The 23,682-nt window shown below is 58.4% G+C and carries 25 protein-coding genes and 1 tRNA gene; 13 read left to right on the top strand and 13 right to left on the bottom strand.

Going from position 1 to position 23,682, the window contains the following annotated elements; genetic code table 11:
• The first annotated feature begins 62 nt into the window (after positions 1–62).
• Positions 63–1,373, top strand: coding sequence for an AAA family ATPase (locus tag WNY37_RS10675; RefSeq protein ID WP_342973376.1), 1,311 nt, complete (start codon positions 63–65; stop codon positions 1,371–1,373).
• 10 nt (positions 1,374–1,383) lie between these two features.
• Here the strand turns inward: WNY37_RS10675 and gor are convergent, their stop codons facing one another.
• The 3 genes from gor to glmU are packed head-to-tail and all read right to left on the bottom strand — an operon-like array spanning position 1,384 to position 4,911.
• On the bottom strand, positions 1,384–2,784 hold the full coding sequence (gene gor / locus WNY37_RS10670) for a glutathione-disulfide reductase (RefSeq protein ID WP_342973375.1): 1,401 nt from the start codon (positions 2,782–2,784) through the stop codon (positions 1,384–1,386).
• Between the two features lie 60 nt (positions 2,785–2,844).
• Positions 2,845–3,543 (bottom strand): ribose-5-phosphate isomerase RpiA, encoded by a 699-nt coding sequence (gene rpiA, locus WNY37_RS10665; protein ID WP_342973374.1) that lies wholly within the window; start codon positions 3,541–3,543, stop codon positions 2,845–2,847.
• A 12-nt stretch (positions 3,544–3,555) separates the two neighbouring features.
• Positions 3,556–4,911 (bottom strand): bifunctional UDP-N-acetylglucosamine diphosphorylase/glucosamine-1-phosphate N-acetyltransferase GlmU, encoded by a 1,356-nt coding sequence (gene glmU, locus WNY37_RS10660; RefSeq protein WP_342973373.1) that lies wholly within the window; start codon positions 4,909–4,911, stop codon positions 3,556–3,558.
• Between the two features lie 77 nt (positions 4,912–4,988).
• Between glmU and gph the strand changes: the two genes are divergently transcribed.
• Entirely contained in the window at positions 4,989–5,672 is a 684-nt protein-coding gene (gene gph, locus WNY37_RS10655) for a phosphoglycolate phosphatase (protein ID WP_342973372.1), read from the top strand.
• Here the strand turns inward: gph and WNY37_RS10650 are convergent.
• Complete coding sequence (locus WNY37_RS10650; RefSeq protein ID WP_342973371.1) at positions 5,669–5,917, bottom strand: hypothetical protein; 249 nt, start codon at positions 5,915–5,917, stop codon at positions 5,669–5,671. The two genes, gph and WNY37_RS10650, sit on opposite strands and share 4 nt — an antisense overlap.
• A 502-nt stretch (positions 5,918–6,419) precedes the next feature.
• Here WNY37_RS10650 and WNY37_RS10645 point away from each other — a divergent pair.
• The 7 genes from WNY37_RS10645 (at position 6,420) to WNY37_RS10615 (ending at position 11,982) form a co-directional block, all read left to right on the top strand.
• Positions 6,420–6,494: transfer RNA gene (locus WNY37_RS10645), tRNA-Val, on the top strand.
• A 116-nt stretch (positions 6,495–6,610) separates the two neighbouring features.
• Positions 6,611–7,318 (top strand): lysophospholipid acyltransferase family protein, encoded by a 708-nt coding sequence (locus tag WNY37_RS10640; RefSeq protein WP_342973370.1) that lies wholly within the window; start codon positions 6,611–6,613, stop codon positions 7,316–7,318.
• 45 nt (positions 7,319–7,363) lie between these two features.
• On the top strand, positions 7,364–8,635 hold the full coding sequence (locus WNY37_RS10635; protein ID WP_342973369.1) for a glycosyltransferase N-terminal domain-containing protein: 1,272 nt from the start codon (positions 7,364–7,366) through the stop codon (positions 8,633–8,635).
• A complete protein-coding gene (gene lpxK, locus WNY37_RS10630) occupies positions 8,632–9,642 on the top strand; it encodes a tetraacyldisaccharide 4'-kinase (protein ID WP_342973368.1) in 1,011 nt (336 codons plus the stop codon). Before WNY37_RS10635 ends, lpxK begins: the two co-directional genes overlap by 4 nt.
• Positions 9,639–10,592: a lysophospholipid acyltransferase family protein gene (locus tag WNY37_RS10625; protein ID WP_342973367.1), complete on the top strand. Its 954-nt coding sequence runs from the start codon at positions 9,639–9,641 to the stop codon at positions 10,590–10,592. The genes lpxK and WNY37_RS10625 overlap by 4 nt, the downstream gene beginning before the upstream one ends.
• Positions 10,593–10,662: 70 nt before the next feature.
• On the top strand, positions 10,663–11,067 hold the full coding sequence (locus tag WNY37_RS10620; protein ID WP_342973366.1) for a hypothetical protein: 405 nt from the start codon (positions 10,663–10,665) through the stop codon (positions 11,065–11,067).
• Positions 11,068–11,088: 21 nt separating this feature from the next.
• A complete protein-coding gene (locus tag WNY37_RS10615) occupies positions 11,089–11,982 on the top strand; it encodes a pseudouridine synthase (RefSeq protein ID WP_342973365.1) in 894 nt (297 codons plus the stop codon).
• Here WNY37_RS10615 and WNY37_RS10610 read toward each other — a convergent pair.
• Positions 11,976–12,833 (bottom strand): OmpA family protein, encoded by an 858-nt coding sequence (locus tag WNY37_RS10610; RefSeq protein WP_342973364.1) that lies wholly within the window; start codon positions 12,831–12,833, stop codon positions 11,976–11,978. The two genes, WNY37_RS10615 and WNY37_RS10610, sit on opposite strands and share 7 nt — an antisense overlap.
• A 96-nt stretch (positions 12,834–12,929) precedes the next feature.
• Between WNY37_RS10610 and WNY37_RS10605 the strand changes: the two genes are divergently transcribed.
• Positions 12,930–13,796 carry a hypothetical protein gene (locus WNY37_RS10605; protein ID WP_342973363.1) on the top strand — a complete coding sequence of 289 codons (867 nt, stop codon included), beginning with the start codon at positions 12,930–12,932 and terminating at the stop codon, positions 13,794–13,796.
• Here the strand turns inward: WNY37_RS10605 and WNY37_RS10600 are convergent.
• The 4 genes from WNY37_RS10600 to purD form a co-directional block, all read right to left on the bottom strand.
• Positions 13,793–14,698, bottom strand: coding sequence for a hypothetical protein (locus WNY37_RS10600; RefSeq protein WP_342973362.1), 906 nt, complete (start codon positions 14,696–14,698; stop codon positions 13,793–13,795). The two genes, WNY37_RS10605 and WNY37_RS10600, sit on opposite strands and share 4 nt — an antisense overlap.
• 5 nt (positions 14,699–14,703) lie before the next feature.
• Positions 14,704–15,792, bottom strand: coding sequence for a phosphotransferase family protein (locus WNY37_RS10595; protein ID WP_342973361.1), 1,089 nt, complete (start codon positions 15,790–15,792; stop codon positions 14,704–14,706).
• A gap of 178 nt (positions 15,793–15,970) precedes the next feature.
• Positions 15,971–16,414: a PA2169 family four-helix-bundle protein gene (locus WNY37_RS10590; RefSeq protein ID WP_342973360.1), complete on the bottom strand. Its 444-nt coding sequence runs from the start codon at positions 16,412–16,414 to the stop codon at positions 15,971–15,973.
• A 71-nt stretch (positions 16,415–16,485) separates the two neighbouring features.
• On the bottom strand, positions 16,486–17,781 hold the full coding sequence (purD, locus tag WNY37_RS10585) for a phosphoribosylamine--glycine ligase (RefSeq protein ID WP_342974895.1): 1,296 nt from the start codon (positions 17,779–17,781) through the stop codon (positions 16,486–16,488).
• A gap of 155 nt (positions 17,782–17,936) precedes the next feature.
• Between purD and WNY37_RS10580 the strand changes: the two genes are divergently transcribed.
• Positions 17,937–18,389: a hypothetical protein gene (locus WNY37_RS10580; protein WP_342973359.1), complete on the top strand. Its 453-nt coding sequence runs from the start codon at positions 17,937–17,939 to the stop codon at positions 18,387–18,389.
• Positions 18,390–18,394: 5 nt separating this feature from the next.
• On the top strand, positions 18,395–19,828 hold the full coding sequence (gene xseA, locus WNY37_RS10575; RefSeq protein ID WP_342973358.1) for an exodeoxyribonuclease VII large subunit: 1,434 nt from the start codon (positions 18,395–18,397) through the stop codon (positions 19,826–19,828).
• A 72-nt stretch (positions 19,829–19,900) separates the two neighbouring features.
• On the opposite strand, the gene WNY37_RS10570 is transcribed toward xseA, so the two are convergent.
• From WNY37_RS10570 to WNY37_RS10560, 3 genes are all read right to left on the bottom strand, one after another.
• Complete coding sequence (locus WNY37_RS10570) at positions 19,901–20,377, bottom strand: NfeD family protein (protein ID WP_342973357.1); 477 nt, start codon at positions 20,375–20,377, stop codon at positions 19,901–19,903.
• A gap of 2 nt (positions 20,378–20,379) precedes the next feature.
• Positions 20,380–21,339, bottom strand: a complete 960-nt coding sequence (locus tag WNY37_RS10565; protein ID WP_342973356.1) for an SPFH domain-containing protein — start codon at positions 21,337–21,339, stop codon at positions 20,380–20,382.
• A 132-nt stretch (positions 21,340–21,471) separates the two neighbouring features.
• The gene (locus WNY37_RS10560) at positions 21,472–21,954 is read right to left on the bottom strand and encodes a peroxiredoxin (protein WP_342973355.1); all 483 of its coding nucleotides are present in this window, start codon (positions 21,952–21,954) and stop codon (positions 21,472–21,474) included.
• A 117-nt stretch (positions 21,955–22,071) separates the two neighbouring features.
• On the opposite strand from WNY37_RS10560, the gene WNY37_RS10555 reads away from it, so the two are divergent.
• On the top strand, positions 22,072–22,632 hold the full coding sequence (locus tag WNY37_RS10555) for a YqgE/AlgH family protein (protein ID WP_342973354.1): 561 nt from the start codon (positions 22,072–22,074) through the stop codon (positions 22,630–22,632).
• A 1-nt stretch (position 22,633) separates the two neighbouring features.
• Here WNY37_RS10555 and WNY37_RS10550 read toward each other — a convergent pair whose 3' ends face one another.
• Positions 22,634–23,668, bottom strand: a complete 1,035-nt coding sequence (locus WNY37_RS10550) for an EAL domain-containing protein (protein ID WP_342973353.1) — start codon at positions 23,666–23,668, stop codon at positions 22,634–22,636.
• Between the last annotated feature and the right edge of the window lie 14 nt (positions 23,669–23,682).

Genomic DNA, 23,682 nt, shown 5'->3' with positions numbered 1-23,682 from the left:
TTTGTGTGGCGGAATCACCCCCATTGCCCTACCCATCGGGGTAAAAGAAAGCCACACCTCCCATGTCGCACGCCTTCATTGTTCACGGCCCCAAGGATGTCGATAACCTCTTGCAGGTGCATGAAGCGCTGCGCCGGGCCGGCATTCCTGTCTGGTATGACGCCCCCGGCGCCGACACTGAGGAAAGCCGGGCCACGATCATAGAGGCGATCGACAAGGCCTTCGCGATGGTCGTTCTGGTGTCCGCGAGCAGCGTTCGCTCCCGAGAGGCCCAGGGGCAGATCGAGCGAGCCATTGCCCGTGGCACCACCATTTTCCCTTTCCGAACCGATAATGCCCGCTTGTCCGGCGTCTTCAAGAAAGAGCTGGCCAACAGTCTGAGCTATGGCCTCATGGATGAAGGCGGTCTCGAAAAACTGACGAGCGACGTGCGACGCCGCTATCGCCGCAAGTGCCCTGTCCTGTCCGTGATGAACCTCAAAGGCGGTGTCGGTAAGACAACCATCACGTCACAGGTGTTCGGGGCATGGCAGGCCACAATTGGCGGCCGCGTCCTGCTGATTGACCTCGACCCACAATACAATCTGACCCAGACCTTCTTCGACATGGAGGCCGCAGACAAAAGCGCCATCCAGGACAAATCGGTCATCTCATTGTTTGAACGAAGCCGGCTACACGCCAGCGATGCGACATCGCCAGCCGAAGCCTGGAGCAGCCTGTCGATCGAGCCGTTTCCTGCGCCAGATCCTGATGACATCGCCCATTCCCTGATGGAGGAAGGCGCACCTGGAGGCGTGCTGGATCTGATCTCCGGCCAGTTCGAGATTTCCAAATATGCGTTCGCCACGGATGCAGCTGCGCTGGCAGCCATCCGGGAAAACTTCCTGCGAATGATCGACCATCTGCGCAGTTCGTACGATCTCATCGTGTTCGACACCAACCCGAACGCGACATTCCTGACAAAATGCGCCCTAGAAGCCAGTGACCGCGTGATCGCGCCGATGCATCCCGACATGTATTCGCTGCGCGGCGTGAAGCTGCTCAACCTTGTTCTCAATGAACAGATCGCCGACGACGTTCGTCCAGATCTGTCGGTTCTGTTCAATCGCGTTTCGAAGAATGAGCAGTCATCGTTTGAAGCCGACGCCCGCAATGGCGCTCATGACCAGCGCGCCGGTTTCAAACTCTCTGAAGCCCTTCTCCAGCATGCGATTCCGAAAAGCGGGCACCTCACAGTGAAAGCGCCAGAACCGGACCAGGCGCCATGGAAGAGCCTCATCATTCACAAAGGTCGCGGCGGCGGGCTGAAAGCTGTTCGCGAAGCCCTGAAGGCGTCAGCTGGCGAAATCCACCAGCTCGTCATGGCACCTTAGCCTTCCACCATCAGCCTGGTTCAACGTCCGGCACCCATTTCTGCCGCAGCGTGACGATTTCCTCGGCAATGGTGGGGTGCACCGCGCAGGTGCGATCGAAGTCCGCTTTTGTAGCGCCCATCTTCACCGCCACGCCAATCATCTGGATCATTTCGCCCGCATCCGGGCTGACGATGTGAACGCCAACGACTTTCTGGTCATCCTGCTTCACCACCAGCTTGATCATCACGCGTTCCGATGATTCCAGAAGCGCCGTTTTCATCGGGCTGAAACGCGTCTTGTAGATATCGACATCGCCGAATTTCTTGCGGGCTTCAGCCTCCGACAGCCCGACCGTGCCCACTTCCGGCTGCACGAACACAGCTGAAGCGACATTGTCGTGCTCGAACGACCACTCATCGTCGCCAAAGATGCTGTCAGAGAAGGCATGCCCCTCCCGGATTGCGACCGGCGTCAGCGCGATGCGGTCCGTCACGTCGCCCACAGCGAAAATATTCGGAACATTGGTGCGCGACGCATCATCGACGATGACAGCGCCTTTCTGATCAAGCTCGACGCCAGCCTTGTCACAGCCAAGTCCATTGGTGGACGGACGACGGCCAACAGCCATCATGATGACGTCGGCCATGACCTCCGTCTCATCGTCGAGCGTGATCTTGTACGGGCATTTTTCGCCCTCCACCTCATCGATGCGGTCAAAGGTGCGGTTGGTGATCACGCGAACGCCGGCTTCCTTGAGACCCTCGTGGACCGACGTGCGGACGTCATAATCAAAACCGTTGAGCACAGTGTCGCCGCGATAGACGAGACACGTCTCGACCCCGAGACCAGCAAAGACGTGCGCAAACTCGCAGGCAATGTAACCGCCGCCAGCGATCACGAGATACTTTGGCAGCTCTTTAAGCTGGAAAATCTCATTCGACGTGATCGTATGCTCGACGCCTGGAAGGTCTTCCTTGGCGGGTCTCCACGGCTCACCGCCCGTGGCGATCAAGATCTTGTCGACGGTAAATGACTTGCCGGTCTCCTTCAGTACGACCTTGTTCGGACCATCCAGTTCTGCCCGTTCTTCGAAGACCTCAACGCCGGCATTGGCGAGGTTACGCAGATAGATTGCGGACAGCCGATCGACTTCAGCGTGCATGCTGGACATGAATTTTGGAAAGTCGAAGCCATTCGACTCAACCTGCCAGCCATATTCCGCGGCTTCCTTGATCTTGTGACCATAGTCGCTGGCGTAGACCATGAACTTCTTCGGCACACAGCCGCGGATGACGCAGGTCCCCCCAACGCGGTACTCTTCTGCGATGGCCACTTTCGCACCAGCCTGCGCAGCAATCCGTGCAGCGCGCACGCCGCCGGATCCAGCCCCGATTACAAAGAGATCATAGTCATACTGCGCATCGGCCATAGTGGAGCGTCCTTCGGATTCCTGGTGTGTTTCTTGCCGCCCTTAGATGGCATGCGAGGATCAGTGTTCAATCACCGATGCCCCATCTTCATCACCGACGATGACCGTGCGGGCTAGACCGATAAACAGCCCATGCTCCACAACGCCCGGCACAACAGACAGTAATGCGGCAGCTTTCACAGGGTCCGGGATAACGCTGCAATGGCAGTCCAGGATGTAGTTTCCGCCATCGGTCACCAACGGCTTGTTGCCGCCGCTCGTGCGGACATCGATCTTCGGTCGGCTCACGCCAGCCGCCTTCAGCGCATCAAACACTTTCTTGGCTGTGATGGTGTATCCGAACGGTGTGACTTCGACCGGCAAGGGAAAAGCGCCTAGCACATCGACGACTTTGGACGGGTCAGCGATCACGACCATCAGGTCACTGGCATTCGCGATGATTTTTTCACGCAGCAAGGCGGCCCCGCCCCCTTTGATAAGCTGGGCGTCATCATTCACTTCATCAGCACCGTCGACGGTCAGCTGAATGCGATCGACATGCTCGATCGGCAAAAGCGGCACGCCGAGCGATTCCGCCAGTCTCCTGGTTTCCTCACTGGTCGGCACACCCTTTACCATCAGGCCGTCGGCAATCTCCTCGGCCAGCATTTCCACGAAAAACTTTGCTGTTGAGCCTGTTCCGAGACCGACCGTCATGCCGTCTTCCACGAACTCGATCGCGGCCGCCGCCGCATTCTCTTTCTCTCGCTCAAATGCCATCGCCCACTACCCTTATTTCTGATTCTGCTTTTTCTTTTCCGCCATTTCGACGCGGAAGCTCGTCGCCCAATCGGCCTTTTCGACTTGTCTACCCCGCCCGATCGCAAGCGCATCAGGCGATACATCTTCGGTGATCACAGAGCCTGAGCCGACATAAGCGCCTTTTCCGATTGTCACTGGCGCGACCAGCGCACTGTTGGAGCCCACAAAAGCGCCTTCGCCAATGCGGGTCTGATATTTCAGGAAGCCATCATAATTGCAGAAGATGGTGCCCGCGCCGAGATTGGCATTCGCGCCGACATCGCCGTCGCCGAGATAGGCGAGGTGGTTGGCTTTCGCGCCTTTGCCGACTTTCGTCTTCTTCACTTCCACGAAGTTGCCAATCCGGGCGCCCTCGCCGATGCGAGCACCCGGCCGCAGACGCGCATAAGGCCCGATCTGTGCGCCCTCATCGACAATTGCCCCTTCGAGATGGCTGAACGCGCGGATCACCGCCCCCGTTCGCACATGCACGCCCGGTGCAAATACGACGTTGGGCTCGATCACGACATCGTTTTCTATGATGGTGTCATGCGCAAAGAACACGGTTTCTGGCGCCGTCATCGTGACCCCGGACTCCAGCAATTCGCGCCGGCGGCGGGACTGGAACGCTGCTTCGGCAACGGAAAGCTCGACGCGCGAGTTCACGCCCATCACATCAGCTTCCTGGCACGTCACGACCTTACAGCTCGCCCCTGCCTTTCGGGCGAGTTCCACGACATCCGTCAGATAGTACTCACCCTTCTTGTTGTCGTTAGTGACCTTGGCGAGAAGATCAAACAGCCGGCTGGCGCGCGCAGCCATGACGCCGGAATTGCAGAGATCGATCTTCAGCTGTTCGGGCGAAGCATCCTTGGCTTCCACGATGGCCTCGAGTTCGTCTTCGCTCGTTGTTACCAGCCGGCCGTAAGCACCCGGCTTTTTGGCCCGAAAGCCGAGCACGCCGACACCGGTTCCCGCTTCCAGCTCGCCGAACAAAGCCTCGACCGCTGTCGACGGAATGAGCGGTGTGTCACCGTAGAGAACAATAACATCGCCCTTGAAGTCCTGGAGCGCGGCTTCTGCAGCCCGCACGGCGTGGCCCGTCCCGAGCGGTGGGTCCTGAATGGCAATCGCGTCCTCGCCCAGCGCTGCCGTCACATGCGACTTCAGAGCATCCGAGTTCGGGCTGATGACTGTGATGATACGCTCGCAACCGACGCGTTTTGCAAGCTGGATCGACCAGTCGATCATCGCTTGTCCGCCGACCGGATGAAGCACCTTCGGCAGGGAGGATTTCATTCGCGTTCCCTGCCCCGCGGCCAGAATGATTGCTGCTCTTTCCGACATGTATTTTCGTCTCATACTGCTTTGACATCTCGCCTAAACCATCTGACGAGTCGATGCGAGCCATTTGGAGCAAACTGATGGAAACGCACGAGCTTGACGGCTGGACAATCATTTTTGACCTCGATGGGACGCTTGTCGACAGCGCCCCCGATCTTCATGCCGCGCTCAATGACTGTCTCACGCGTTCCGGCTACGATCCCGTCGCTTTCGACCTCATCCATGGTATGATCGGCGAAGGCGCGAAGGCCATGATCCGCAAGGCGTTGACGCATCAGGGCGAACAAGTATCCGAAACTGTCGTCGACGATCTCTGGGGCGACTTCCTGAACCACTATCGCGAAAACCTCTGCCATCTGAGTTCGCTCTATCCCGGGGTGGAAACCGCGCTGGACGAAATCGCTGCCGCGGGCGCGACGCTCGCCGTCTGCACGAACAAGCCGCAGGCGCTGTCGGAGGCGGTCCTGAGCGGATTTGGCATTTTCGAACGGTTCGCAGCTATCGTGGGCGCAGATGCGGTCCCCGACAAGAAGCCAAATGGCGATCATGTGCTAGAAGCATTGCGCCGGGCGGGTGGCGATCAGCGCCGTTCAATGATGATCGGCGACAGCCAGATAGACGAAAGGGCAGCCCGGAATGCCGGACTGCCCTTCGTTTTTGCACCGTTTGGGTACGGGCCTGAACCTGTCGATCTCTCAAAAGTCTCAGGGGTCTACGAGACGTATGGAGACCTGCCCGGCTTGATCCGGGCGATCAGGTTTTAGGCCGCTTCGGTTGCGGCGTCCGCTGGACGGTAGGTCGTGCGGACATCTTCTTGTGCTTTAGCAACGCGGCGACGCGGCATGCCGTTCACCATATTGCTGCGCAGGTCAGTACGAGCACTACGCATGGCCGGCACGAAGCCAGCATCTACGAGGTCAACGTCGACTTCGTAGCCGCGCTCTGCCCAATACTCACGAATTTTCTCGCGAAGGCGCTTTGCACCTTCATTGTTACACCAGTCTTTCATTTCAATCTCTCCAGGCTAAATAAGGGGTACTGGGGGTTGTCCACCAGCATGCCTGCCCTTCTGTTTGCTATTTTTTTTCACGACAGCAGACGCGTTATTCTCCCGCCGTTCGTGAAGCTTAGATGACGGTTCTCGGGCTGAATCTCAAGGGGAAATCTAGATGAAATTTGGTTTAATGACTTTTATGAACAGCTGTTCATTCTGAACAACCGTTCATATTGTTGGCCCCTGTTCATCCAAATATCGGCCTGCTTTCACCATTCCGTCTCAGACTATTGATTTCAAATGCAATAATCGTAATTCCGAGGCCTTAACCACGAGTCCCTCAATCGGGTGACACTTTGACGCAAAAGTTTTAGGACCCAAAAATTCAAAAAAAGCGGCCTGCATTTTCGCATCGCTGCCATGCGCCGAAACATGCACAAAACACCTTGCTCAGCCCTCGTGTATTCTTCGTTTGACGTCTCGCGGCACTCTATTTATCAACTCCGCTCCCCATCACGGGCGATTAGCTCAGCGGTAGAGCACTGCCTTCACACGGCAGGGGTCACTGGTTCGATCCCAGTATCGCCCACCATTCCCTTCGGTTTTTTGCAATTTTTTGCGTTTTCGCCGACATATCCAGGCGGGGACTGGACCAATTGTTTTTCGCCTTTGCGCAAAACGGCAACGCCTTCTACAAGGGCCGCTTCGATGAAGTCCCTTCTGCGCCAACCTGCTGTGTCCTCCATATTGGGCGGACTGATCTGGGCCTATATGGTCCTGTGCGCCCGCACGATCCGCTGGACCGTCGAGGGCTCAGAGGGATTCAAGCAGGCTTGGCAAGCCGACAACGGCCTTGTCGTCGCCGCATGGCATTCCCGGGTTCTGTTGCTGCCAACCATCTGGAGCAAGATCGCGCGCAAACTTCCCCCAAAACAGTATCGGACCGCAATGTTGATCTCCCTGTCGAGGGATGGGGAAGCCGTCGCCAAGGCGATCGATCATCTGGGCCTTGAGTCCGTACGGGGATCTTCCACGCACAAGCGCAAGAAAAAGGACAAGGGCGGCTTGGCCGCGCTGGCTGAAGCCAGCCGCCGCCTGCGCTCCGGCAGCGTCATGTGCATCACGCCCGACGGTCCGCGCGGACCGGCCGAAACGGTTCAGCCTGGCCCGATCGTACTGGCGCAAAGGACGGGGGCGGCCATTATTCCATATGCCCTCGATTGCCGGCCGGTGAACCGGTTGAACACCTGGGACCGCTTCATGATCCCAATCCCCTTCTCCAAAGGTGCCATGGTGATCGGCGAGCCCATCTTCATCGACAAAACCGCAAGTACGGATGACGCTGTCCATGAACTCGGCAACGCCATGGACGCAGTCTACGCGCGGGCGTCTGAGCTCATTGCCAGGAAACACTGATCGCAACTGGCGACGCCGGACCAAATTCGCTTTAAAAGACCCGCTATGAGTCTGGGCCGAACTCTCTATCGAACTGCGACACGCGCTGTGCATCCGTTTCTGGGCTTGCTGATTTCCCACAGGGTGCGCCGGGGGAAAGAGGATGGCGAGCGTTCGGCTGAGCGGTTCGCCCGCATCCCTGGCCACGCGAATTCTTCGCCCCTGGTCTGGCTTCACGGCGCCAGTATAGGCGAATCACGCCTTCTCATCGCTCTTGCCGAGGCATTGATCGAGCATCGTCCGCATCTCAATTTCCTGTTCACCAGCCAGACCCGCACATCAGCTGAACTGGTCGATAAGGCGATCGCGTCGAGTGAAACACTGAAGGGGCGAGGCACCCACCAGTTTGCGCCCATCGATGCGCCCGCCATCGCCAGACGGTTTATAGAACACTGGACCCCGCAGGCCGCAATTTTCGCGGAAGGCGAGATCTGGGCCAACCTCCTCACAGAATTGAACAAGGCCGACATACCCACCGCTCTCATCAATGCGAGGATGACCGAAAAAAGCATTGATGGATGGGAAAAATGGCCAGCATTCGCAAAGGAGCTTTTCGGCAGTTTCGATATCGTGCTCGCGGCCGACCAGAAGACGGCTGCCGGCCTGACACGCCTTGGTGCACGCAAGGTGCTGCAACCGGGCAATCTGAAAACCTCACTCCCGGCGCCGACATCTGACCCGGCGGAGCTGGCCACACTGCGCACCCAGTTCAAAGGCGATCGCCATTGCCTCGCAGCGATATCCACGCATTCAGGTGAGGAAGCCTTCGCCCTTGATGCGGTCGCGCTGATGGACGAAACGCCAGCTCTGGTGATTGTCCCGCGCCACCCTGAACGGGCGCCTGAGATCATGGAGCTCCTGAAATCCCGTGGCGTCTCTTTCCATCAACGGTCTCTCGGACAGTCCATGACCGGCCCCGTCGATCTCATCCTGGCCGATACGCTGGGCGAAGTCGGCCTCTTCGCAGAACTTGCCGACACGGTTTATCTCGGCGGCGGCCACGCGGCCGGGGTCGGTGGCCACAACCCAATCGAGATCCTGCAGACCGGCACGCCTGTCCTGACGGGGCCGGACCAGTTCAACTTCGAAGACATCACTTCTGACCTTGCCGGCATAGCCGGGTTCTCGATCGTTGAGACACCGTCAGACCTTGCCGCAGATTTTCCGGCGGCAGCCCCATCCGAAGAGATGCGCTTATTCCTGAAGCAACGCACGCGCGAACCGATGGAGCAAACAGTCGCGGCGCTTCTCAATATCATTCCGGCGGAAACATCATGATGCGTTCACCCCATTTCTGGGACCGCGATGTCGACCCAAAGTCGCGTGAAGCCGCGCCCCTGACGCGTATCATGCTGACGCCGCTCGCTGCGGTTTATGCCGGTGTCACAAAGCGCCGTATTGCCAATACCGAACCCCACAAGCTCGACATTCCCGTTCTCTGCGTGGGCAATCTCAGCGCTGGCGGAACAGGCAAGAGCCCCGTCGCAGCTGCCATCAGGGACCGCCTCTCAGAAGAGCTTCCCGGCGCCCGTATCGCAACGCTCTCGCGCGGTTATGGAGGGACATCGAAAGGCCCGTTGAAAGTTGACTTCAAAACTCACACGGCAACCGATGTCGGTGACGAAGCGCTGATGTTCGCCAGTTCTGGCGAAGCGTGGATCGGTGCGGACCGGGCCGAGGCGGGCCAGGCCATGCAGGATGACGGCGTCGATTTCATCATCATGGATGACGGCCATCAGAATCCCGGCCTGTTCAAGGATCTCTCTCTTGTCGTCATTGATCGCCAGTCCGTCTTCGGAAACGGACACGTCATTCCCAAAGGCCCCCTGCGCGAGCCGGTCGCAGCAGGATTGTCGCGCGCGGACGCGATCGTCCTGACAGGCACCGGGCCTGAGCCTGAAGAACTTGACGGCTGCCCGCTGCCGATCATTCGCTCCAGCCTGGTGCCGCGCTCGGCCAACCTGCCGGGTACCTACGTCGCCTTTGCCGGCATCGGCAGGCCCGAGAAATTCTTCGATACGCTCGAAGAATGCGGCGCTCGCCTAGAAGACAGCGTCCCCTTCCCTGATCATCACGTCTATTCGGACCGCGACATTGCCTATCTGACCAGCCTGGCCAAGGACCGCGAAGCCACGCTCATCACGACCGAGAAAGACTATGTCCGCCTGAAGCAAAGCCAACGCGGAGACATCCTTGCCTTTCCAGTGCTAGCAACGTTTGAAAATGCGGACGTTCTGGACCATCTCCTGAAGCCGCTGATCGAACGGGCAAGCCAAGCGACATGAGCGAAACAGACCAATATATCCGTCCAACGGACATTGATGAGCGCTCAACCTTCGGGCAGCGCATCGCCTGGCGCCTGGAAGCGATTGCCTGGGATGTCGTCTACTGGTGGCCGATGAAACTGCTCGGCCCCGACCGCGCATCGGGCGCTGCTGGGTGGATCGTCAAGACGATTGCCCCGCTGCTCAGCCAGAACAATACGGTGAAGCGCAATCTGCGCATGGCCTTTCCCGACTGGAGCGAAGACGAGATCGAACGCGTCGCCAAGGCCAGCTGGGAGAGCGTCGGCCGCACGGCGGGCGAACTTCCCCACCTCCCCAAAATTCATCCCTATGAAGGTAACCGTGTCGACGTCGTCAATCCTGAGCGTCTCGACGCTGTCGAGCAGAGCGATCAAGGCGCTGTGTTCATCTCGGGCCACTTCGCCAATTGGGAAGTCATGGCCGCTGTCATCTGCCGCCGCCCCGTCGATTGCCTCGTTACCTATCGCGCGCTGAACAACCCGCATATCGACCGACGCATCAACAAGGTCCGCCACGAATACGGGATCGGCGTCCTGACGCCCAAGGGCCTCGGCACGCGCGAACTGATGCGGGCCCTGTCCGCTGGTCGATCAGTCGCCCTGATGAACGACCAGAAGTTCAATAAGGGGCTGGCGGTCCCGTTCTTTGGCCGCGACGCGATGACCGCACCGGGCCCCGCCCGCCTCGCGCTCAAATACAAGGTGCCCATCATCCCCGTCTCGACCGTTCGAACCGGTCCTGCCCGCTTTCGTGTCACTATCCATGAAGCGATCACGCCCGATCCGGGCCTCGAAGGCGACGCCGCCGTCAAGGATTGCGTCGCAAAGATCACAGGGTTCATTGAAGAACAGGTCCGTGCGAACCCTGAGCAATGGTTCTGGCAACATCGGCGCTGGCCCAAATCGGCCTGGAAAGAGGCCGGCGTCTGAGTGCGTCTTAACTCGCCGGTGAGGCTGACTGTTCTAAGTGTAGCTTTCAGGCCAATCAGGTGGAGATCTCATGACAATCCTCACAATCATTTCCGCGATCGCCCTGTTTGCGGGCGCTTTGATGGGTCTGGGCGCGCTGTTTGTGCCCAAATGGGCGCAGGGCGTGGTGCGCCTCGTGCCGGATCCGGATCCAGCAAAGCCGGGCGGCTACTCGGAGTTCCGGGCCACCTATGGGGGCCTCCTCTTCATGGTTCATATGACAACTCTCGTCATTCTCCTTCGCGTCGGCGGCTTCTACTCCCTCTTTGCCATCATGCCCGTGGCCGCCGGATGGTTCGGCGCCGGTCTCGGCCGGTCCTTATCGCTCCTGCTGGACGCAAAAGAGAACCGCTCAGCCGGCATGATCCCCGTCTGGATACCACTGGAGCTTGCCCTCGCTCTTGCAATCGCGTGCCCCATCCTTCACATAAGCTGACGCCCTTAAAGGACAGCGATAATGACGGATCGTCGTGAGACGCCCCGGCCCGGCAGACGGACCAACTCACCCTCATCTGAAAACGCCACGCCCGATGACTGGAGCGAAGGCGAACGGATTGCCAAATGGCTGGCCCGCGCTGGCATTGCGTCCAGGCGTGAAAGCGAGGTGCTGATCGAGCAGGGCCTCGTCACCGTAAACGGCAGGAAACTCACTTCGCCAGCCTTCAAGGTGACGGGCAATGAGACGATCCAGGTCCGCGGCAAGAAGGTCAAACAGCCAGAAGCGACACGCCTCTGGCGCTATCACAAACCGTCCGGCCTGATCACGACCACGATCGACCCAGCAGGCCGTCGCACGATCTTTGACGAGCTGCCAAAGCACCTGCCCCGCGTCATGACGGTTGGCCGGCTCGACCTTACCACTGAGGGGCTGCTGCTCCTCACCAATGATGGCGAACTCGCCCGCACGCTTGAGCTGCCCAGAAATGAGTTTCAGCGCAGCTACCGCGCCCGCGCCCATGGCAAGGTTACCCCGGAAAAGCTGAAAGAGCTCGCGGACGGTATCACGGTCGACAGGGTTACCTATGCGCCGATCGTGGCGGAACTCGAACGCGAGACCGGCACCAATAACTGGATCCGCGTCACGCTGACCGAAGGCAAGAAACGTGAGGTCCGCCGCGCCCTCGAAGCGGTTGGCCTTGAAGTGAACCGCCTCATCCGGACCAGTTACGGCCCATTCGAGCTCGCGGATTTGCAGCCGGGTGCCGTCGAGGAAGTCCTGCCATCACAGCTCAATGAAGCGCTCGGCACGTATATGCCGAGTCAGAAGAGCGGAAAGCCGAAACAAAAACGGACCCGCGGAAACCAGCGAAATGCGCCGCGAAAGCCGCGTTCCGCTTCAAAGCATCAATAGCCCTGAAGCGTGAACTCAATCCGGCGGTTGCGAGCATAGGCCTCTGAGGTCTGGGCGTAGTCCAACGGGCGGCTTTCGCCATATCCAACCGCGGTCAGCTTGCTCTCGGTCACGCCGTTGTCGACCAGGTATTGCTTGACGGCGTCAGCCCGCTCCTGAGAGAGGCGCAAATTGTAGGAGTCAGCGCCCCGCGCGTCGGTGTGGACGCCTATTTCGATCGTATAGTCCGAACAGATAAGCGCTGCGCCGGTCACCGCATCCAGAAGACGCGCACTGGACTCCGCAATGCTTGAATTGTCGCTATCAAACTCAATATTGCGGCCAGTCATGACAGCCGCGAATGTCGCCTGGCAGGCTTCTGGAGTCGGACGGTCAGCCAGTCCTGCAAGCGCGCCCCCCACGGCTTGCTCACCGCCGTCGACCGAAATCCCATCGACAACGAGGCTGATGTGTTGAGCACCGACCGGGCTCGACATGACGGCATTTCGTCCTGCTGAGTAAGCGGCCTGTTTCGTATCGGCATCGGGCGCCGTTCCAACCAGCGTGGCAACCGGTCCCGCTACGCTCACCGACAGCCAGTCATAGCCCATATTCTTGACGTCGTCCGTTACACTATCCACCCACGCGACCTGGCTTTGAGTGGTTTGGGCCGGCAGCTCTATGGCCATATCCTCACTGGTTGGAGAAAACTGTCCTTCAGTGAACAGATAATATCCATCCGGAATTTCCACACAGGCGCTCGCCGCACCATCATCGGCGACAGGACCGCTCGATTGACCGCCGCACGCCGAAACAATTGCCGGGGCAAGAAGCGCCGCCGTCCACAATTGAAATTTCAGCTGATATCCCATGATGCTCTCCGCGCAACCGACTTGAGTGTTTACGGTTTTTCCAACTAACCTAAACTTCGATGCATGAACCGTGCAAATTTCACTAAAGGCTCCGTGATGTTCAATTTATTTCCGCTGAAGCTGCCAAGCTTGGGCCTCCTGACGACCATTATCGCCATGTCAGCATCCTTCGCCACCGCCCAGGGCATCAGCTTCGATGAGCCGATCGACTCCCTGGACGAGGAAGTCGACGCCTGCCTCGCCTCCGAAGGCGTGTCGGTTCTGCCGGATACGAAGACCATTTGCTACAATGCAGCGATCTTTCCAGGCCAGTTTCTGCAATTGGCGGATATGGATCCTGCCGACAGAATAATCATTACCAGCCCAGGCGGAAACGTCGCCACGGCACGAATGATGAGCCGAATCCTTGATCAACGCGACGAACCGATTGTCATCGCGGGACAGTGCATGTCTGCATGCGCCATGGTGCTTGTTCCGGGGGCGGATGAGTTATGGATCCATCATTCTGCCCATATTTCCGTGCACGGCATCGTCATGATGGGATTTGATCAGTGGTTCGGATGGCTGAAAGACGGAGAAGACGCCACCAAAAGCGAACGTATATTGGCCGGGCTCGGCTATAATTTCCCCTACACCCTGCACAAGAGCGGCCAGGATCACATGATTGATCACCTGAAGGGCCAGGGTGTTGACGCAGATTACATTGAAATCGTCAGCGACAGAATGCTCGCCGACGCCCTCAACCATGACTGCCGCGTCGACCCGAATGAGTATTGGGGCATGATCGATGCCGCGCACCTGAAGCGCTTTCTGGGTGACCGCATCGCCCATATGGAGCGGTTCGCACAAAGCTGGAGCGACCCGGTCAACACCGTATACAAAGACGTCACCGTCCCCATCGCCGAGCAGACTTACATCTTTCAGCGGGACTATAATGAAGCGGGCTGCGCGGCGTCCGATTAGGCCGGAAGCAACTCTTTCGGATAGTCCGGATAGCTCGCCTTCATGATCCCATGATTGAGCAGCATCTTGGCTTTGAGGGTTTCGCCAGCTTCGTCGTAGAAGCTCGTCTCAACCCAGTAATTCTCGACGCGGCGGCTCTGGGACAGCGCGACGACTTCCCGTTTCAGCTTGTAGGTCGCACCCACAAATAACGGGCCGTCCACCATCATGATTTCGAGGTCAGCAAACAGGCCAATCGATGGTTTCTTGATCGGCCATTTGACCATGCCGCCCGTATAGTTTCCCAACACGGACACCATTTCGGTCGGCACGATGGCACGTCCCCACGGCGAGGCATCGGCATCATAATACCAGTCCATCGGTTCGGTAATCTTCTGGAGCTTCTGGTTCAGCGAGAACGGATAGAGATCGCCCATATGCTGATCGGGCTCCATGCGAACGATTTCTTCGCTCTGCCCCGTCAATCCAACTTTCATGTCCGCAAGGATGACCAGATCGCCTGCAGGCCGAAGCTTCGCCATCCGGGCGCGCAGCAGCGTCTCGCCGTGATCGGGACCGAGCGTCGCGCTCGCTTCCAGAACCGGTGTGCCATCCTCTTTTTCGGCGCGGCAATACGCTTCGGTGTCGTTCTTCGGCTCGACGAAGACACGCACCGCCTCCCCTTCGACAACCATGTTGAGGAAATGGGTGGAAAAACAGCCTCGCTCGAACCATTCCTTGCCGAACAGGTCCACCAGATAGGGTGAGAACTGGCTGAAATGCGTCGGCCCTTCGATCGGGCCGGCCTTGATACCAAGCCTCTCGGCTTCACTGTCATCATGCAGCGACTTGTGGCCGTCATAAGATTGATCCGCCAGCATCTGAGCGGGTTTGCGAAGCGGTCCTTCAATAATATTCGCCATCATCCTTATCCCTTCATTCCCGCCATGCGCGCCCGCTCTGCGGCAAAGGCTGCGAGAGGCTTCACACGCTCGGCATTCGCGGCAGCGTTTGCATTGGAGGCTGTCCCGTCGCGCACGCGCCCGACAATGCCCTGCAGGATGCCCGCGAGGCGGAACGCGTTGTATGCGAAATAATAGTCGAGCTCCGGCAACCCATCACGGCCGGTATGCTCGCAATACATATCGACATATTCCTCCATGGTCGGAATGCCGTGCGCCTTCAGGTCCGGGATGGACGACAGTGATCCGCGCGTTTCATCGCCGCTCGGCATCACCCAGTTCATGAGATGGTAGGAAAAGTCCGCAAGCGGATCACCGAGCGTGGACAGCTCCCAGTCCAGCACGGCAATCACTTTCGGCTCGGTCGGGTGCAGCACCATATTATCCAGCCGGTAGTCACCATGGACAATCGTCGTCGTATCGCCCGGCGGGATATTCTTCGGCAGCCATTCGATCAGCTTCTCCATATCTTCGACATGTTCGGTTTCCGACGCCTTGTACTGCTTCGTCCACCTGTGAATCTGGCGCGCAACATAGTCGCCTTCCTTGCCGAAGCCTTCCAGGCCAATCGCCCGCCAATCCGTATTATGAAGATCGGCGAACGTCTTGACCTTGGCTTCGTAAATCTTCCGCCGCATCGCTGGCTCATACTCCGGTAGCGTCCCGTCCCAAAGGATTCGTCCGTCCACGCAGTCCATCACATAGAAGATTGTGCCGATGACACTTTCATCCGTACAGAGACCATATGGGCGAGCAACAGGGAATCCCGTCGGATAAAGCGCGTTGATGACGCGGAACTCTCGGTCAACCGCATGCGCCGATGGCAATAGCTTGCCAGGCGGTTTACGGCGCAACACATAGGTCTTGCCCGGCGTGAAGAGTTTGTAGGTCGGGTTCGACTGACCACCCTTGAACTGCTTGACGGTCAGGGGCCCTTCATAGCCCTCGACATTCGCTTCCATCCATTGCGCGAGCTTGCTCTCGTCGAACTTGTGACTCTCGGCGACCTCCTTGGTGCCCGTAAACATTTCCTGCGCGTTTTCGGCCTCTGACATGCTCTACTCCCTGCAATACCTTTTCGGGGCGCACCCTAGCGCGTGCAGTCACGCGGACAAGCTTTTCGCAAGGTCAAATCGCCACAATGAATGGGTCGGCCGCCTCCCGCATTTGAACGCGAGACAGCAAAACGGCCACCCTGATGAGAGTGGCCGTTCATGTTTTTGTATGACTGGATTAGCTCCGAGCGTCTTCAGCCATTTCAGCGAAGCGTTCGCCGTAGCAGGCCGACGCTTGAGCGCGCTGAAGCAGCTCGCGGGTCACCATGTCCAAATCCTTGTCTTCCAGCTTGGACGCCGCTTCCTTGGCGAGGTGTTCTTCGCCGCCTTCAACGGCCTCCAGAGCGGCGTGCTCATCGTCCTGGAAGAGCGACGTAAAGTCGGCCCAGGCCCTGTGAAGCGAGCCGCCTGTGCCGCCGGAGGTTTCCGGTTCGCCGCCAAAGGAACGGACCTGATTCTGGAAACTCTGGATCAGATCGGCCCGCTCGGCCGCCAACGATTGGAACTTGCCGCGAAGCGCATAGCTGTCATCAGACATGGCGCACACTTTCTCATAGCCTTTCTGGCTATCGATCAGCGTTTTGGTCACGTCGTTAAGGGCATCGATATTCTTGTTAGTCATGAGGTTTCTCCTTCATATCAGTGAAGAAGAAACGGATTGCCCGCCGCTTGGTTGCCTGCCGAGCCGCCAGATTACGCTTTTTTTAGCGCTCGGTGAGCAATGTCCTTGCGGTAGAATCCTTCGGGCCATTCGATTGCCCCGACGCCCTGATAAGCACGGTCCACAGCCTGCTTCAGATCATTGCCTGTCGCGGTAACGCCCAGAACCCTTCCGCCGGAGGCAAGAAGCTCGCCCTTCTCATTCATGTCGGTGCCGGCATGAAATACCGTCACGCCGTCAATGCCGTCAGCCTTGTCGACGCCCGCAATGACCGAGCCTTTCTCGGCCTTTCCGGGATAACCCTTGGCCGCCATGACAACCACCGCGCTTGGCTTGAACTCGGTGAGCCCCATCATGTCGCACAGCGCCGCATGACTGGAGACCAGCCCACCGGTCGCGCAGACAAGCAAGGCCGGCACGATGTCGCCCGGAAGGCCCGCCATCAAAACCTGGCATTCCGGATCACCGAAGCGCGCATTGAACTCCACCACTTTAGGGCCGGAGGGCGTCACCATGATGCCGACATAGAGAACGCCCTGATAGGGCATATCATCCTCAGCCATGCCCGACAGCAGCGGCTCGACGATCAGCGTCTGCACCAGTTCCAGCGTACGGGCATCGACAATTGGCGCAGGCGCATAGGCGCCCATACCGCCTGTGTTCGGCCCGGTATCACCATCGCCCACGCGTTTATGGTCTTGAGCCACCGGAAGATAGATGGCGCCTTCGCCGTCCGTCATCACGAACACAGACGCTTCTTCGCCGTCCATGAATTCTTCAATGACGACTTCGGTGGAGGCCTCTCCAAACTTGCCGGTCATGAATTCCTCGACCGTGTTTTCGGCTTCCTCGAGCGTCTGGGCAATCACGACACCCTTGCCCGCTGCCAGGCCATCGGCCTTGATGACATAAGGCGCACTCATCTGTTCGAGGTATTCCAGCGCATCGGTCAGATCAGTGAAGCGTCCATAGGCGGCGGTCGGCACGCCATACTTCTTCATGAGGTCCTTGGCGAAGCCCTTGGAGCTTTCCAGCTGCGCCGCTGTCTGGCTCGGCCCGAGCACGTCGAACCCCCGCGCGCGCAAGGCGTCGCTCACGCCTGCGGCCAGCGGCCCTTCCGGGCCAATGATGATGAGATCCGGCACAATCTGAAGCGCGAGTTCCTGAACGGCTTTCAGATCCGTCGGGTCAAGATCGAAGCAAGGTCCGATCTTGTCCATGCCGGGATTACCCGGCGCACAGAAAACTTCGTCGACGAGCGGGGACTGGGCGATTTTCCAGGCCAGCGAATGCTCGCGGCCACCGGAACCAAGAAGGAGTATTTTCATAAGCTGGGAGATGAACGCCCGGCCCTGTTTGATCAAGCCCCAATCTGCGCTCTGGCCTGTCATCATTGGGCTTTTGCAGGGAATCGAGAGCTTTCCCCCTGTCAAGCTCACAATTGGGCTTGCTAGCCCCGCTTCTCGCAGGGCAAGGTACCCCTATGGCAAACAGTCCCCCCAAACGCCGCCAGACAAAAGATCTGAGCGGGCTCTGGACAGGCTTCTACGCCTATGACCTCACCGATGATGCCGTCATGTTTACCGCATGGATCAAGGAAGAAGGCGGCAAGGTCACAGGCTCGATCCTCGAAGAAAATCTGACTGAAGAGCAGGATATCGCTGAGTATGAAGCCCGCATTACGGGCTATCGGCAGGGCCTCGACGTTCACTTCACGAAAATCGCTCTGGATGATGAGAGCGGCGAACCTTTCATGCTGCGCTATCATGGCGACGTCGATGCCGATTGCTGCCTCATCAGCGGCGTCTGGTTCTTTGATGACCCATCCGACTGGACGGGCACCTTCATGATGACCCGCATTTCGGGTGAGCTGAAAGCGCGCACAGCCGTCGCCGCGTCCGATACGCCGCGCAATTCGGACCAGGGTGAAAGCTAGGCCCGATGTCCGAAGAGGCACCATCCAACATCGCCGAGCTAAGCGTCTCGGAACTCGCCGCAAACCTGAAACGCACCATCGAAACCAATTTCGATCATGTGCGCGTGCGCGGTGAACTCGGCCGCGTCACCATCGCCCGGTCCGGCCACATGTATGCCGACATCAAGGACGACAAGGCTGTTCTGAACACAGTGATGTGGAAAGGCTCGGTGCAACGCCTCCCCTTCAAGCCTGAAGAGGGCCTGGAAATCGTCGCCGAAGGCCGGCTCTCTATCTATGCTGGCCGGTCCAACTATCAGATGATTGCGGATTTCATGCGCCCTGCCGGGGCGGGTGCGCTGATGGCGCTGCTCGAAGAGCGCAAGAAGAAATTCGCCGCCGAAGGCCTGTTTGACGAGCGGCATAAGAAAGCGCTGCCGTACCTGCCGCAAACCGTTGGTGTGGTGACAAGCCCGACAGGTGCCGTCATCCGAGATATCCTGCATCGCATACGTGAGCGCTTCCCGGTGCGCGTCATTCTCTGGCCAGCGCTGGTTCAGGGCGACAAGGCCGCTTCGCAGATCGAAGCCGGCATTCGTGGGTTCAACGCGTTGCCTGAAGCCGACCGTCCCGATGTTCTCATCGTCGGACGAGGCGGTGGATCGATCGAGGACCTTTGGCCATTCAATGAAGAAAATGTCGTCCGCGCCGCCTTTGAAAGCGAGATTCCGCTTATCTCTGCGGTCGGCCACGAAACAGATACGACGCTGATCGATTTCGTTTCCGATGCCCGGGCACCGACGCCAACAGGCGCCGCGGAAATCGCCGTGCCCGTGCGATCGGATCTCCTCATCGCCATTGAAGACCGTGAGCAGAGCCTGAAGCGGGCGCTGGCCCGCCGCGTTCGGCATGACCGGGACCGGCTCCGCGCGTCTCGTCTTCCACGCCTCGAAACTTTGATCGCGCAGAAGCGCCAGACCGTCGACTATCTGGAAACGGGTCTTCGCTCAGGTCTCTCGAGCGCGATCAAGACCAAGCAGATCCATCTGACCCGCGCCGGCGCGCGCCTTCGGCCGGAACCGCTGAAAACAGAAACGCGCCGCAACCGACAGAAACTCATCGATGTCGCTGTGAGGGCTCGCCCTGCCCTTTCAAGAATCATTGAAAGCAATCGAACCGCGCTCGCCTCAGAAGCGAAATTGCTGGAGACACTCTCATATCAGGCGACTCTCGATCGCGGCTTTGCCATCGTTAAGGACGGTGCCGGAAAAGTGCTGAAAGACGCGAGCGAAGCGAACGCCGACGAGACACTCGATATCACTTTGTCCAAAGGGTCTCTTGAGGCCATCGTTTCGGGCACGAAAAAAGCCGCTGCAAAGAAGCCGCCGCCGAAAACAGCAAAAAACAAGCCCAAGCCCAAATCCGAGTCGAAACCGCCTCCTCAGGGCTCACTTTTCTGATGTCCGGCATCGGCCTGCAATCGGCCTAAAATCGACCCAGGATCGGCCCGTAATCGGCCTATAATCGGCCTGTCAGACCGCCGGTTTTATCCGGAGGACGTTTCCAATCGTATCCTCGACAATCACACCGGTGCCTGCAATCGGGCTGGAGCCGTCCATGGTCTCTGCTGACCACTCTGTATCGCCAAGCTTCACGCGGCCCACACCGCCAGAAAAGTCTGCAATAACAACGCCTCGCTGCCCCACGGTTCGGTCCATTCGCCTGTTCAGCGTCGGATGATCACCGACGATCTTGCGCATACCAGCAAACACAGTGCGTCCAAGGATCACAAGCCCCGTCGCCGCGACAGCAAAGAAGATCAGTTGGCCTTGCCAGTCACTCAGCCCCGCCGGCGCAATGGCCGCAAAGATCGCTGTGATACCGGCTGCAATCGCAATCCACAGAAGATCGAAAGTCCCAACCGCCATTTCGATGCACAGCAAAAGCAAGGCGATCGCCAGCCAGTGCCAGGCCGTCAGTGGCCAGATGAGCTCATTGACCCCTTCCATGACTAGTCCTCCCGGCGCCTTGTTGAGGGAACGGTTCCGCCATTATTGCGCGATGATGCGGCGCTGTCGGCGAGGCCTTTGATACCTTCAATTGTCCCGAGGATTGAACTGAACTCAGCCGGAATGATGACCGTCTTCTGGTTTTGGGCCGTTGCGAGTTTTTCAAACGCCGTCACGTATTGCTGGCCGAGGAAGTAATTGATCGCATTGACGTCGCCCTTGGCGATCGCTTCGGACACCATGGCGGTCGCTTTAGCTTCCGCTTCAGCTTCGCGTTCGCGGGCTTCGGCGTCGCGGAAGGCGGCTTCCCGGCGGCCCTCGGCCTCAAGGATCTGAGACTGTTTCTGGCCTTCCGCTTTCAGGATCGCCGATTGCTTATCACCCTCAGCCGTCAGAATTTCAGCGCGCTTCAGGCGTTCAGCTTTCATCTGGCGAGCCATGGCTTCTGTAATGTCTGCAGGCGGTGTCAGGTCCGCAATCTCTATGCGCGTGACTTTCACACCCCACGGATTGGTCGCCGCGTCAACGACACTCAAAAGGCGCGCATTGATCTCATCACGGTTGGAAAGCACCTCATCGAGATCCATAGACCCGACCACGGTACGAATATTTGTCAGCGACAGATTCTGGATCGCATTCTGAAGATTGTTCACTTCGTAAGCCGCCGAAACCGGGTCGATTACCTGAATGAACACAACAGCATCGCAGGACACCATCGCATTGTCCTTGGTGATCACTTCCTGCGTGGGGATATCAAGCACGCTTTCCATCATGTTCATCTTGCGGCCAACCCGCTGATAGAACGGTACGATGAAATGAAGGCCCGGGTTTAGTGTCTTGGTATAACGGCCGAAATTCTCAACGGTGAAGTTGTACCCCTGTGGGACAACCTTCACCGCAGACGTCAACAAGACCAGTCCGGCAATCGCGAGGATAATCGCGACAACAAATGATGGCTCCATAGTGTTTCCCTCCTAGTACCTATGGATAAGATCGGCACCAGTTTTCCGTTTTTCAATAAATTCCGCCATAAAAAACGGCGTGTACCGATCTGGTACACGCCGCCTTTAAACTGGTTTGCGACAAAGCGGGACTCAAATTTGCCCGAGCAGATAGTCCGCGCTGGAGACCTTGAACTCGCCGCCGTCCTCGACATTCAATTGTTCGACAACGCCATCCTTGACGAGCATGGAATAGCGTTGGGACCGCTCTCCCATACCAAAGCCGCTGGCGTCCATTTCGAGCCCAAGTGCCTTTGTGAAGTCGCCATTGCCATCGGCCATCATGCGAACCTTCTCGCCAGCATTGGCCGACTCGCCCCAGGCATTCATGACAAAAACGTCGTTGACCGACGTGCAAACAATATCGTCCACACCTTTGCCGTGAAGGGCTTCGGATTTCTCGACGAAACCGGGCAGGTGCTTGGCCGAACACGTCGGCGTAAACGCGCCTGGAACCGCGAACAGAGCGACGGTTTTACCCCCGAAAATATCGGCAGTCTTGCGAGGTTCGGGCCCGTTCCCCGTCATTTCCATGAGGACGGCGTCGGGTAGCTTGTCGCCAACTTTGATTGTCATGAGGTTCTCCTGATTTCCTGCTCGGTACTTAGGCATTGTAACCGCCTCATTCAATCAAGCCTTGCCAATAATCGCGTGCTGCGTCAGCCTGATGTGAATGAAAGGTGACTTGAGATCATGACCGAGGATCTGACTGGAAAACTGCTCATTGCGATGCCAGGCATTGGCGACCCCCGATTTTCGCGCTCGCTCGTCCTCGTCTGCGCCCATCAACCCGACTATGCGATGGGAATTGTCCTCAACAAGCCGATCGACGACCTCACCCTGCCTCAGCTATTGTCGCAGCTGGACATTGACCAGCAAATCAGAGTGCCTGAACGCGCGGTTCTCAATGGCGGCCCGGTCGGCACTGATAGGGGTTTTGTGGTTCACTCAGGTGATTTCCACTGCGATGGAGCAACGATGGATGTCGGACAAGACGTGTGCCTCACGGCAACGCGAGACGTTCTGGAGGCCATCGCCTCGGAGGATGCGCCGCGCGAATCAGTGATGGCACTTGGATATTCCGGATGGGGCGCCGGGCAACTCGAAACCGAGATTGCAGAAAATTCCTGGATCATCGGCGATGCGGCGCCGGATATCGTCTATGGAGACGAGCACTCGCTGAAATGGGGATACGCGCTCGATCTGCTCGGCATCGACCCGGCCCGTCTGCATTCAGCTGGCGGATCCGCCTGAGCTAGCTTGCCAGCAATGAAAGTGCGTCGTCCGAGCTGAGCGGCTTCGAGAAGGCGAAGCCCTGTGCGAAGTCGAAACCCAGATGCTTCAGAACACTGATCTGCCCCAGATCTTCAATCCCTTCGGCCGTCGCGCTCATACCAAGTTTGGACGCGAGCAAAGTGACGGTTTCCAGAATCGTATCGACTTTCGGATTACCAATCTGACGCGTGAGTTCGGGATCGATCTTCAGCCCGTCCGCCGGCAAGGCTGCCAGCCATGAGAATGAAGAATGCCCGGATCCGAAATCATCCAGAATTACACCCGCGCCTGCCTTTTTGAGCGCGTCGGCGACCCGCACGGCCTCAGCGGCATCGCGAAGGGCCGCCTGCTCGGTTATCTCGATCCGCAATTGACCCGCCGAAAACCCGTGACCGGTCACGAGCGCATCCACTAAACCAGCCAGATCGTCGCGCGCCAGATCGCGTCCCGTGAGATTCACATTGACGAAAAGATCATCGCCAAACCCGTCCTTGCGCCACATCGACAAGGCTTCGCTCGCTCGGATCAACATGTTTGGCGCAAGCGCGGCATCACCGATTCCCGTGTGCCCCGTATGAAGCTGTGGTGCTTCCCCGTCCCAGCGGGCCAGGGCTTCAAAGCCTGCAATATTCCCCGTCGAAAGGGAGATGATGGGCTGAAAAACAGCCTTTAAACCCGGCCCCGGTGTCCCGGCAACGGACACGCCCGGTTCAATTTCCTGAATGAGATCGCCCACGACAGAGCCATCTTTTCCAAACTCACCGGTCAATCGAATCGCGCCGCCATTCGACAGACCGAGTACGCAGGCGAAACGTGGCTCCTGCTTCCTCGATGGGTCCAGCGCGCGTTCCAGCCGACTGCGGCTCAGCCCATCCAGTAGCACACCAATCGCATCGAGCGACCAGATGCCGCCGAGATCATCTAATGGAGATTGCGGCAATGGCTGGATTTCCAGCCGCCGGTCACCAGCATCCCACTTCCAGTGCCCGACGTTCGTGTCCGAATAGTTGCCCATTCCGGGAATCCTAG

This window comes from Henriciella sp. AS95, from assembly GCF_038900055.1.
Classification (GTDB): Bacteria; Pseudomonadota; Alphaproteobacteria; order Caulobacterales; family Hyphomonadaceae; genus Henriciella.
Note: the sequence above shows the minus strand (reverse complement) of the source record. Positions and strands in the feature narration are given on the sequence as shown.